Origin of the sequence: Candidatus Chromulinivorax destructor (assembly GCF_003366055.1) — a bacterium.
GTDB lineage: Bacteria > Babelota > Babeliae > Babelales > Chromulinivoraceae > Chromulinivorax > Chromulinivorax destructor.
Window position 1 is genome coordinate 349640 of record NZ_CP025544.1, and the last position, 12466, is coordinate 362105.

Annotated in this window: 13 protein-coding genes; 4 read left to right on the plus strand and 9 right to left on the minus strand. The window is 34.0% G+C overall.

The annotated features are described in order from the left end of the window. Nucleotides 1-4 precede the first annotated feature (4 nt). The 5 genes from rpsJ to rpsL are packed head-to-tail and all read right to left on the minus strand — an operon-like array spanning nucleotide 5 to nucleotide 4543. Nucleotides 5-310 carry a 30S ribosomal protein S10 gene (rpsJ, locus tag C0J27_RS01750; RefSeq protein ID WP_115585484.1) on the minus strand — a complete coding sequence of 102 codons (306 nt, stop codon included), beginning with the start codon at nucleotides 308-310 and terminating at the stop codon, nucleotides 5-7. A 17-nt stretch (nucleotides 311-327) separates the two neighbouring features. Further along, complete coding sequence (gene tuf, locus C0J27_RS01755; RefSeq protein ID WP_115585485.1) at nucleotides 328-1518, minus strand: elongation factor Tu; 1191 nt, start codon at nucleotides 1516-1518, stop codon at nucleotides 328-330. A 35-nt stretch (nucleotides 1519-1553) separates the two neighbouring features. Then, complete coding sequence (fusA, locus tag C0J27_RS01760) at nucleotides 1554-3635, minus strand: elongation factor G (protein ID WP_115585486.1); 2082 nt, start codon at nucleotides 3633-3635, stop codon at nucleotides 1554-1556. A 12-nt stretch (nucleotides 3636-3647) separates the two neighbouring features. Next, complete coding sequence (gene rpsG, locus C0J27_RS01765; RefSeq protein WP_115585487.1) at nucleotides 3648-4127, minus strand: 30S ribosomal protein S7; 480 nt, start codon at nucleotides 4125-4127, stop codon at nucleotides 3648-3650. 11 nt (nucleotides 4128-4138) lie between these two features. Beyond that, nucleotides 4139-4543: a 30S ribosomal protein S12 gene (rpsL, locus tag C0J27_RS01770; protein ID WP_115585488.1), complete on the minus strand. Its 405-nt coding sequence runs from the start codon at nucleotides 4541-4543 to the stop codon at nucleotides 4139-4141. 327 nt (nucleotides 4544-4870) lie between these two features. On the opposite strand from rpsL, the gene C0J27_RS01775 reads away from it, so the two are divergent. Next, entirely contained in the window at nucleotides 4871-5977 is a 1107-nt protein-coding gene (locus tag C0J27_RS01775) for a M50 family metallopeptidase (RefSeq protein ID WP_115585489.1), read from the plus strand. Nucleotides 5978-5999: 22 nt separating this feature from the next. Further along, nucleotides 6000-6320: a hypothetical protein gene (locus C0J27_RS01780; protein ID WP_115585490.1), complete on the plus strand. Its 321-nt coding sequence runs from the start codon at nucleotides 6000-6002 to the stop codon at nucleotides 6318-6320. An 85-nt stretch (nucleotides 6321-6405) separates the two neighbouring features. On the opposite strand, the gene rplM is transcribed toward C0J27_RS01780, so the two are convergent. The 4 genes from rplM to yidC all read right to left on the minus strand — a co-directional run bounded on the left by rplM (nucleotide 6406) and on the right by yidC (nucleotide 10371). Next, nucleotides 6406-6843 carry a 50S ribosomal protein L13 gene (gene rplM, locus C0J27_RS01785; protein ID WP_115586203.1) on the minus strand — a complete coding sequence of 146 codons (438 nt, stop codon included), beginning with the start codon at nucleotides 6841-6843 and terminating at the stop codon, nucleotides 6406-6408. 100 nt (nucleotides 6844-6943) lie between these two features. Beyond that, the gene (locus C0J27_RS01790; RefSeq protein WP_115585491.1) at nucleotides 6944-8221 is read right to left on the minus strand and encodes an aminopeptidase P N-terminal domain-containing protein; all 1278 of its coding nucleotides are present in this window, start codon (nucleotides 8219-8221) and stop codon (nucleotides 6944-6946) included. A 17-nt stretch (nucleotides 8222-8238) separates the two neighbouring features. After that, complete coding sequence (gene recR, locus C0J27_RS01795) at nucleotides 8239-8838, minus strand: recombination mediator RecR (protein WP_115585492.1); 600 nt, start codon at nucleotides 8836-8838, stop codon at nucleotides 8239-8241. 3 nt (nucleotides 8839-8841) lie between these two features. Beyond that, on the minus strand, nucleotides 8842-10371 hold the full coding sequence (gene yidC / locus C0J27_RS01800) for a membrane protein insertase YidC (RefSeq protein ID WP_115585493.1): 1530 nt from the start codon (nucleotides 10369-10371) through the stop codon (nucleotides 8842-8844). A 184-nt stretch (nucleotides 10372-10555) separates the two neighbouring features. Between yidC and C0J27_RS01805 the strand changes: the two genes are divergently transcribed. Beyond that, nucleotides 10556-10930 (plus strand): MerR family transcriptional regulator, encoded by a 375-nt coding sequence (locus tag C0J27_RS01805; protein ID WP_252120590.1) that lies wholly within the window; start codon nucleotides 10556-10558, stop codon nucleotides 10928-10930. A 64-nt stretch (nucleotides 10931-10994) separates the two neighbouring features. Then, nucleotides 10995-12389, plus strand: a complete 1395-nt coding sequence (gene murC, locus C0J27_RS01810) for a UDP-N-acetylmuramate--L-alanine ligase (protein WP_115585495.1) — start codon at nucleotides 10995-10997, stop codon at nucleotides 12387-12389. Nucleotides 12390-12466: the final 77 nt, after the last annotated feature.

Here is a 12466-nt window from a genome sequence, read left to right on the forward strand (position 1 = left end):
TGATCTATCTAATCTCGACGTCAACGCCGGCAGATATATTTAATTTCATCAAAGCTGTCATGGTTTGATCAGATGGAGAAATGATCTCTAAAATACGCTTATGCGTAATCAGCTCAAACTGCTCTCTTGATTTTTTATTAACGTGCGGAGAGCGTAATACCGTAAAACAACGATGCTTATTTGGTAAAGCAACTGGACCAACTAAGTCGGTCCCAGTTTTTTTTGCTGTTAAAGCAATTTGCTTTACAGCTTTATCAAGCAATTGATGGTCATACGATTTCAGCGTCAAACGAATTTTCTGCTTTTTCATCTATTAATCAACCTCAATTATGCAATAATTTCTGTTACAATTCCTGAACCAACAGTTCTGCCACCTTCACGGATTGCAAAACGTAATTCTTTTTCCATAGCAATTGGAGCTATCAAATCAACGATCAATGTTACGTTATCACCTGGCATAACCATTTCACGACCAGCTTCTAAAGTTACAACACCTGTTACGTCTGTTGTTCTGAAGTAGAATTGAGGTCTATAGTTACCAAAGAATGGACTGTGACGACCGCCTTCTTCTTTGCTTAAGATGTAAACTTCACATTTGAATTTTTTATGAGGTTTAATTGATCCAGGTTTAGCAATAACCATACCACGAACAACATCTTCTTTTTTAATACCACGAAGAAGAAGTCCTGCGTTATCGCCAGCTTGACCTTGATCTAAATCTTTTTTAAACATTTCGATGCCTGTTACAGTTGATTTCATGGTATCACGTAAACCAACTAATTCAACAGGTTCACCAATCTTAACAATACCTTGCTCGATTTTACCTGTTGCTACAGTCCCACGACCAGCAATAGAGAAAACACCTTCAACTGGCATTAAGAATGGTTTGTCAACTTCACGTTTTGGAACTGGAATGTATGAATCAACAGCTGCCATTAAACGATCGATTGATTCTGAACCAAGGAAACTCTTTTCGCCGTTTAAAGCTTTTAAAGCTGAACCACGAACAACAGGAACATCGTCCCCAGGGAATCCATATTTAGACAATAATTCACGGATTTCTTCTTCAACCATGTCAACCATTTCTTCATCATCAACCATGTCCACTTTGTTAAGGAACACAACTAAGCAAGGAACGTTAACGTTTTTAGCAAGAAGAATGTGCTCTCTTGTTTGAGGCATTGGACCATCTGCTGCTGATACTACAAGAATAGCACCATCCATTTGAGCCGCACCTGTGATCATGTTTTTAACATAATCAGCGTGACCTGGACAATCTACGTGAGCATAGTGACGATTTGCAGTCTCATATTCAACGTGAGACGTTGCAATTGTTATACCACGAGCTTTTTCTTCTGGAGCATTATCGATTTGATCGAATGGTTTAGCTATAGCTCCACCTTTTTCTGCTAATACCGTCGTGATTGCAGCGGTCAAAGTAGTTTTTCCATGATCAACGTGACCAATTGTACCTATATTGACGTGCGGTTTGCTTCTATCGTATACACCTTTTGCCATCTATCTTCTCCCGATAACAACAATTAACAATAAATTTATTTATTCTTTTTTTCTACAAGCGATTCTTGAACATGACGAGGAACTTCTTGATACAATTTAAATTCCATTGCATAACCAGCTCTTCCTTTAGTCATAGAACGCAAATCTGTTGCATATCCAAACATTTCACCTAGTGGAACTTCAGCATTAATAATTTGAGTTTTACCTTTTGCTGTCATGCCTAATATTTTTCCACGTCGTGAGCTAAGGTCACCTATAACATCACCCATATGATCATCTGGTGTTTCCACTTCAACTTTCATAATTGGTTCAAGTAATACTGGAGACGCTTTATCCATACCAGATTTGAAAGCCATTTTTGTTGCCATTTTAAATGCTATCTCAGATGAATCAACATCATGATATGAACCATCATACACTATTACTTTAATATCAACAACTGGGTTACCTAATAAAGTTCCCGCTGTAACAGCTTCTAAGGCACCTTTTTCAATAGCTGGAATAAATTCTCTTGGAACTGTTCCACCTACAACTTGGTTTTCAAATTCATAACCAGCGCCACGTGCTAATGGCTCTAGCTTAATCCAAACGTGTCCATATTGACCACGTCCACCAGATTGCTTAATGAATTTACCTTCAACGTCTACAGCTGTTTGAATTGTTTCTTTGTAAGCTACTTGTAACTGACCTTGAACAACTTCAACTTTATGCTCACGTTTTAAACGATCAACAACGATCTCTAAATGCAATTCACCCATACCAGAAATAACTGTTTGGTTTGTTTCATGGTTATACGTAAAATGGAAAGATGGATCTTCTTGACTCATTTTTTTCAGAGCTAAAACCATTTTTTCGTGTTCGCTCTTCTCTTTTGGTTCAACTGAAGCTGAAATAACTGGAGCAGGAATATCAATCGACTCAAGTAATACTGGATGACTTTGATCACACAATGTATCACCTGTATTAATATCTTTAATCCCAACAACAGCCACAATGTCACCTGCGCGAGCAGATTCAATTTCTTCACGTTTATTAGCATGCATCTTAATCAAACGACTTACGCGTTCTTTAGTGCCTTTAGAAGCGTTATAAACATATGAACCAGATGTTAATGTTCCTGAATAGATACGAACGAAAGTCAATAACCCTACGAAAGGATCTGACATGATTTTAAAAGCTAAAGCAGCGAAAGGACCTTTACTGTCTGATTCTCGAGTAATTTCTGCACCTGTATTTGCATCAACGCCTTTTACAGCTGGTACATCTAAAGGTGAAGGTAAATAATCAACAACAGCATCTAATAAAAGCTGAACACCTTTATTTTTGAAAGCAGTTCCACAGAAAACAGGATATACATTTCTGCTGATAACACCTTTACGAATAGCTGCTTTAATTTCTTCAACTGAAATAGCTTCTTCGTTTAAATATTTTTCAGCTAATGCATCATCAAAGTCTGAAGCTTTTGAAATGATAGCATCACGCATTTCTGCTATTTGATCAGCATACTCTGCAGGAGCATCAAGCCAAGTAACTTTTGGACTTAACAAATCTGTTTCTTTTTCAAAAGAAACCATTTTACCTGTAATAACATCAATCAGACCTTTAAAGTCTTCGCATTGCCCCATAGGAATTTGCATCGCAAGAGCATTGCCATGACCTAATTTCTCATTAATATCAGCTACAACATCAAAGTAGTTAGCTCCAATGCGATCTAACTTATTAATAAAGATAACACGAGGCACTTCGTAACGTTCTGTTTGTCGCCATACAGTCTCTGATTGAGGTTGTACACCAGCAACGCCACAGAAAACACCAACAACTCCATCTAAAACGCGTAATGAACGACCTACTTCGATCGTGAAATCAACGTGCCCAGGAGTATCGATAATATTCACCTGACAATCTTTCCAGAAACATGTAGTCGCCGCAGATTGAATAGTAATACCACGTTCTTGCTCTTGTTCCATCCAGTCCATAGTTGCTGCACCTTCGTGCACTTCACCAATCTTATGGGAAATGCCGGTGTAGAACAAAATACGCTCGGTTACAGTTGTTTTACCAGCATCAATATGAGCGGCAATACCTATATTTCGATATTTATCTAGAGAATATTTCATGTTACGTACCTTTTACCAAGAATAATGTGAAAACGCGCGGTTTGCTTCTGCCATTTTATGCACATCTAATCTTTTTTTCATAGCACCGCCTCTGCCTTCATAAGCATCAAGCAATTCATGACCAAGACGTAGCCCCATTGATTTATCTGTTCGAGAAGATGCACCAATGATTAACCATCTTAAAGCTAATGATCTACCACGAACAAGACTTACTTCACTTGGAATTTGATATACGCTACCACCAACACGGCGAGAACGTACTTCTACTAAAGGTACTACTTGATCATATGATTTTTGGAAAGCTTCTAAGGCTTTATCACCTTCTCCAAAACGTTTAGACATAACGTCTAACGCTTCGTAAACAATTTTACGAGCAACGTTTTTTTTGCCACGTTCCATTACAACGTTAATTAAACGTTGAACTAGTTCTGATTGATAACGAGGATCTACCCCAATATCACGTTTTTTGATAACCGTTTTGCGTCTTGGCATCTATAGTTCCTTTATTTCTTTTTAGCTTTAGTAGCTTCTTGTCCTGGTTTAGGACGCTTTGTTCCATATTTAGAACGAGACTGTTTTCTATTTACTACACCAGCAGCATCCAATGCTCCACGGACAATGTGATACTTACAACCTGGTAAATCTTTTACTCTTCCACCACGGATTAAAACCATAGAGTGTTCTTGTAAGTTATGTCCTTCACCAGGGATGTATGCTGTTACTTCAACACCATTTGATAGTTTGACACGAGCTACTTTACGTAACGCTGAGTTAGGTTTTTTAGGGGTTACTGTGAACACCCTAGTACAAACACCGCGTAGTTGAGGACAAGCCTCTAACGCGGAGCTTTTTGATTTTGTTATGACTTTATCGCGTCCAAAACGCACAAGCTGATTAATTGTTGGCATGCATACACCTTCTTATAACATCTAAAAACTGTAAGTTACTTTTCAGAAAAAATTAATTATTTCTAATATTAGAAATATAAAATATCTTTACAACACTGGTATTGTCTAAATTTAATTATAAATTGTTTATGACTTTTTTCAAGCAAAATCAGTAAAGCATATAAGTATAAATACTTTTATTCTTCTTTGACTGATTTTTAGCCATAAAAAAACATAGATGATTCTGAATCTAACTATAGACTTGTAGCCTACATCATGATACTGTAGATGAGAAAAAAAGCATATTATAATTATAAATATTTTCAATGATTATTTTTTAGGATATCAATGATTTCAAACATTCTCTCTCTACAAAGTCTCACTCATATATTTTCAATTATATCATCAATAATCTTAAGCTTATTAGGAATCACAGGAATTATCGTATTTCACGAATTCGGGCACTTTATTTTTTGTAAATTTTTCGGTGTATATACACCAACATTCTCTGTGGGTATGGGTAAGAAATTATATAGAAAAATGATTGGTCAAACTGAATTTTGTATTTCAGCTGCTCCTCTTGGTGGTTATGTTGAAATAGCAAATGAAACAAGCAATGGGCAAAAAGGTTTTAATTCAATCAATTATTTACAAAAATTTCTTATTATACTTGGTGGAATTGGCTTTAATATGCTTTTTGCATATATAGTTTTTAGTGCATTATTTTATGTAGGAATGCCAGATTCAGCATTTATGCCTTATGAAAATACTTACCCAATAGTACAAACCATATCACCCGCTTCAATTAATCATGGAATATTAGAATCAGACGATATTATTATAGCTATTAATAATCAAGCTGTTCAAAATCAGTCTGAAGTCATTAAACATGAAATCAACAGTTGCATAGCTGATGATAAAACTGACGTTAATGTTGTTATTGAAAGAGACAATCAGCAACACTCAATAACATTACAATTAAATCCTGATAAAAAACCTCTTCTTCTTGAAGATAGACTTGAGCTATGTTTTACACGCAAAGCTCCTTTGAATCTCATGCAAAGCATTTCAAATGGCATAACACTTACAAATTTCTACATTATAACAATCTTTAGCAGCCTTAAGAACTTAGTAAATACAAAAAACACTCAAGGGCTTGCAGGGCCAATTATGACGCTTACATCAAGTACTAAAATTGCTCAAAAAGGAATAAAATCACTTCTTATCTTCTTAGCAATTATTAGTATTAATCTTGGCATCATGAATTTACTACCATTACCAATATTTGATGGCGGGCAATTTGTTCTATTTACCATAGAAACACTTATGAAGCGAGAAATGTCAGATTCCATAAAAGAAATGATAGGCATGTTCTCTTGGGTTTTAATTCTAGGTCTTATGATTGTATTTAGTATTAAAGATGTCTATACACTTATCTATCAATATTTATTGTAAAAATCTAACTCAAGAACTGTATATGAAAAATATATTTTTATCTGTAATTTTCATCTCAATGATAAGCTGTCATATCAACGGCAGCTTTCATCGTGCTCCACGAAAAATTATTGCAAGTTTATATTCGCTACAAAAATGCAGTACAATACAAAACTTAAGACCAGAAGAATTGATTCAGATTGAAGCCTTACTTACACAGTCAGAAGAAAGAATAATTGATCATATTCAAAAATTGACTACTAAGGTTGAATATATAGATAGTGAATCTTTAAAATTATCTGATCTATATAATGTTTTACCAAAAGAAGAAGTAAGCTATCTAAAAAGAGGTCTTGATAAATAAATCTATATCTCTCGATTAAAATACAAAAATAAAAGCCCGACATTGTAATTAAACAATGTCGGGCTTTTTACTATCTAAAACTTAATTACGCAACTAGACCAGTTGATGAACCAACTTGTGCTAGATGTTTGTGTTCAGCACCAGCGTATACTTTAAGCTTTTTCAAAATTTGCTTGTTAAGCGTATTTTTTGGAAGCATTAATTTTACTGCTTTGATGATGATCGCTGTTGGATCTTTTTCAAACACTTGCTTAGCTGTTAATACTTTACGATTTCCAAGATAACCACTGTGTGATATATATTCTTTTTGATCCCATTTATTACCAGTCAAAACGATTGCTGAAGCATTAATAACAACAACATAGTCGCCGCTATCTGTATGAGGAGTATACATTGCTTGATCTTTACCACGTAATGCATTTGCTACTTGTACAGCTAGACGTCCAAGTGATTGTCCTTGAGCATCCATAACGCGCCATTGTGGATTTCTGTCTTCTTTGCGAAGATAAAAAGCCTTATTCATATCCATGTGATTAACCTTGTTTTATCTTAAAAATATACTTTTATTGTCATATCAATGTTGCTATAAAAACTACTTCTTACTAATTGTAAATGAAAAGTTCTTACAGGTCAACATCAAAGGATTGTTGAACCATTTCTTCAACAGCTTGAATACTCTTTGGAATAGCTTCACTTAAACAAACGGGGGTTGTTTGATCTACAATCCAATAGTTATCCTCAATGCGGATTCCAAGCTGCTTTTCGGGAATATAAAGACCCGGTTCAATCGTTATAATATCACCTTCTTGTAAAGGCCGACTTACATCACCAACATCATGAACATCCAATCCTAAGAAATGTCCGATGCTATGAGTGAAATATTTTTCATAACCATGTTTTTTAAAAAAATTAAGAGCTATATGATGAAGCGATAATTCTTGCTCATCTTTATTAGAAAGCCACATTCCAGGCTTAGCCTGCTCTGCAACCAACTCTTGGCACTCTAACACTAATTCATATAATTGTTTTTGCTCTGCTGTAAATTTACCTGATACAGGATACGTTCTGGTAACATCAGCACAATAATAATTATATCGAGCACCCGCATCAACTACAACTAATTGTCCATCAAGTAACGGTTGATTATTTGTACTATAATGCAAAATTGTACCTCGAGGACCACCTGCTACAATTGATGGATACGCTGCACAAGCACCTTGTTCAGCAAAAACGAATTCTAACGTCGCCTGAACTTCTGCTTCATTACGGCCTGGCTTTAACATATGCATTGCAGCCTGGTGAGCATTTGCTGTAATTTCAGCTGCTTTATACAACAACTCAAGTTCAACCATCTCTTTTTTACGCCGCAACTGTGCTGTTTGAGCTGAAATATCAATAATATGATCATGCAAGTTGGGTATTACTTGTGCTAATCTATCAACAACTGCACGAATTTCAATTGCTTGATAACTATTTGAAGGATAGATGGTAAAAATCTTTTTACCATCACGAATCAAATCAGATAATAGTGCCGTAATATTTTCATACGTTGCATAATCAAAATAAGGATAAACATGAACTGAAGGAAATATTTTTCCAGTTACCTGCAAATCATCAAATCCTTGTTCTTGTATATTATTTTGAGTTATATCAGCTGCACTATCGACCCACTGTGCACGAGTATCAGTGTATGCTGGCTTATAAAAAACTTGTTTATCTTGAGATATAACCATGACTGATGCTGGTTCAATTATTCCTGAAAAATAATAAAAGTTACTTTCTTGAACAAATGATCGGTAAGCACTGTCACATGGTGAAAATAAAACAATAGGACCTTGATACGATGCATGTTGAGTTCTTACAAGGTCAAGTAATTGATCTCTTCTGTTTTTATAATTCATATATATTTTATACCTTTTTAAAATGGACGACGATCAGCTAATGCTTTAAACATCGTCAATCTGTCAATAAACTCAAGTGACGACCCAACCGGAACACCTTTAGCTAAACATGATATCTTTACATCAATTTTCAATAATTTTTGTACGATATATGCAGATGTAGCTTCACCTTCTGGAGTCTGGTTCATTGCTAAAATAATTTCTTTAACAGGATGAACTATTCGAGAAACTAATTGATTAATAGTTAAATCTTCTGGTCCTATACCATCAAGAGGACATATTGTACCTCCTAACACGTGATACAACCCTTTATACCCTTCTGTTCGTTCAATAGCTAAAAGCTCTTGCCAAGACTCTACAACACAAATAATAGATGTATCTCGCTTGGTATCACCACAAAATAAACATGCTTGACCTCGTTCTTGCCACACAAAGCAGCGAGAACAAGGAATTAAATTAAGCTTAGCTGATTTTAAAGCAGCACAAAAAGCATCTATTTTTGCTGGATCCATTTCTAAAAAATGTGATAAAACTCGGTATAAATTTTTCGATGCCAAAAAAGGCACTTGCTGTAGTTGCTTTACAACACCTTGCAATGTTGGCAAACGATGTATCATATATTACCTTTTTTGTAAATTTGTACGCACTGAATCAACAAGAGAGTTTACTAAAATATATAACACTAATCCTGCTGATGCATATGACATAACTGTTGTCATCAATAAAACTAATCCATAGCGTAAAACATTTTTTTGAGGATCTTTTGAAGCAGGAGCAGCCATCAGCATTGAAAATCCAAACATAAGAGGTAAAATGTAGTAAGGATCAACTGCATACAAATTTGAAATCCATAAAAAAGACGCTCCATACAATTCAATTGCATTGTATAAAACAGAGTTTAAAGCTATAAAAGTAAATCCTTGCAATAAGATCGGTAAGAATCCACCTAATCCAGGCATTCCATATTTTTTAATAACTTCAAGGCGTTCTTGCTCTAATTGAGCTGGATTATTTTTATATTTTTTTTGTAAATAATCCATTTTCTTTTGGATTTCCATCCCTTTGCGCAAACTTTTATCACTATAAAGCGCAAACGGTAAAAGCAATAATTTCATTACAAGCGTTAATAAAATAATTGCCCATCCATAATTTCCAATTTTTTCTTGTAAATAGTTCAAGATATTCAAAAGTGGATGAGATACAAACGAAAACCATCCAAAATTTAATGTTTGCAATAAACGATTATCAACTGCAGTCATAGCTTTTGCTGTCTTTGGTCCAACAAAGAATGAAATTTTCCAGTTGCCAGATTCTTCAATCAATCGACTTTCTAAAATACCTGCTATATGCCCCGAACTATTTTTTTTCATATATGCACGTTGCACAAAACTTTGTTCATCTTTTACCATTGCATGAACAATAAATTTACTTTCATAACCAAAAAAAGTTGGCATCACCCAATATTTTTTTAAATTATCATTTTTCAAAAGATCGATTGCTGTAAGATTGCTTCCTTTTTCATTATTAACAAAACCTGTAATTTTATCTGTACTAATTGCTGGCTGCATAACTGGTTGCGTAATGAAAATTCTTGCTTGCAATGGACTTGTAACCAAAGAACCATTGCTCTTAATAGCAATGTCTAAGTCCATTTGGTAAGAACTATTATGAAGCGTAAATGTTTTTATAATAGTACCGGCAGAAAAATCTGCTGCATACTGAATAGTCTGCACAAGACTTTCTTGATTGCCAACAACATCTATTAATGTATACATCAACGGACTATCTTTTTCTAACGCAAGCAAGAAACAATTTTCATCTGCAAGCATAGTGTTAATAGATTCTTGTTTATCTTGCCAAGGGAAAGAGAAACTTTGTAAAACTGCACCTTTATTTGAGAAAACATACGAAGCTTGAGGTGTTGTTATAACTTGTAAAGACTCTAAAATTTCTTCATTTTTATTTTCAAAAATAACATCTAAATTTAAAGGCTTATTGATATCTTGTAGTGATGGAGCAAAAAATCCTGATCCTGATTTAATTTGATTTTGCGTTAATTGTTTTTCATTTTTTGGCTCAAAATAATATTGAACACAATACGTCATAGCAATAGCAAACGTTAATGGAAATATCCATTCTTTAATATTCATAAAATTCCTATAAATGTTGGTGATATTTATCAATGTACATGTTCAACTGATTGTGAACATAATTTTTATAAAGACTATCAAATATACTCTATTTAAGCTAGAACAAAGTTATGATAAAAATCCTTTTACAATACATTAAATCATGCTATAACAATAAAAATTTAAAAAGGAGGTTATTGTGAAAATGATGAAACGGCAGTACCGCATTGGTGAATTAGCAAAGCAACTCAAATTAAAAAAATTTGTCTTACGATTCTGGGAAAAAGAGCTTGGGATTAAGCCTCAACGATCAATAGGTGGTCAGCGATTCTACCAAGAAGAAGATTTTGAAACATTTAAAACAATTAAAACATTATTATATGAAAGAAAGTTTACTCTTGCTGGTGCAAAAAAAGAACTTTCTTTACTTAATGCACCAAAAAAATCTATCATTGCATCGCAAAAAACAGATATGAATATCTCACCTTCTCAATTAAAGATTCATGACGAACCAAGTTCAATACATAAAGAACTTCTCTCAATTAAATACAAGCTCCAAAGACTCCAAGAATTACTATAAAAAAACTCTAAATTCCTTATTCTTATATAATATTAAAATGTAAATATAAAGAATAAGGATAAAAATGTACAAAAAAAGCCATATTCATTTTGTTGGAATTAATGGCATTGGTATGAGCGGAATTGCAAAAATTTTACACGCGCAAGGTCATAGTATCTCTGGATGTGACCTTGCGCTGGAAATGAATAACGTCCAAGAACTTATCACTGATGGATGCAATATCAGCTATAGCCATAATACAACAGCATGCAACGATGCTTCTATTGATACATTTGTCTATTCTTCTGACGTTTCATATGATAGCCCAGAACTTATTGCAGCTCGTAATCGCGGTATAAAAACTGTTCAACGAGCTGTTATTTTAGCTGAAATCATGAGACCTAAATTTTCTATAGGTGTTGCTGGTTCACATGGTAAAACAACAACAAGCTCAATGATAAGCCATATTCTTACACAAGCACAAGTTGATCCAACTGTTATTGTTGGAGGCGTTATGAATAATAGCCATTCTAATAGCCGTTACGGACAAGGTAAATACACCGTTGCAGAAACTGATGAAAGTGATAAATCATTGCTTTTACTTCCTGTTTGTTTAGCTGTATTAACAAACATAGACTTTGAGCACGTTAATGTGTACAAAAATTTATCTGAAGTTTCAGACGTTTTTACAACATACCTTAATAAAGTTCCTTTTTATGGAAAAGCTATCGTTTGCCTTGATGATAAAAACATACAAACCATCTTACCAAATCTTACCTGCAATATAATTACCTATGGAACAACCAATCAAGCTCATATTCAAGCTATTAATATTCAGCTTACAAGTGATGATGCTTCATTTGACATCATAGATACTAGATGCAATTTACATATAGGGCATATTAAACTGCCTATGCCAAGCATTTATAATGTGTTAAATGCTACTGCAGCAATTGCAACATGCTTAGAAATTGAGCTTTCTTTTAAGACTATTAAACAAGCTTTAGAATCATTCCTCGGTGTTGATAGAAGATTTACACTGAAAGGAATTATAGCTGAAAAAAATATCTCAATTTATGATGATTACGGGCATCATCCAACAGAAATTCATCACAGCTTAATCACAGCCAGACGAAAATGCAAAAATAATCTTATTGTTGTATTTCAACCACAAAGATACTCTCGAACTTTTCATCTCTGGAATGAATTTATTCAAACATTCAAAAATTCTGATATTACACACCTGATACTCACTGATATTTATGGAGCAAGCGAAACTCCTATTGAAAACATTTCAGGAGAGCAACTTGCACTGGAAATAAAAACAATAGCTCCTCATATTCAAGTTGATTACATTGCATACGCAAATGACTTACAAGAAATAAAAAATAAAGTCTTATCAATTGCTGTACCACATGATTTAATTCTCTTGCTTGGAGCTGGAAAAGTAAATAAACTTGCTCAAAAATTATTACTATAAATCTTGATTTTATTATTCCAAAATCTCTATAATGACGATAAGAAAACATTTTTATAGAGAATGTAAAAAGGAATATA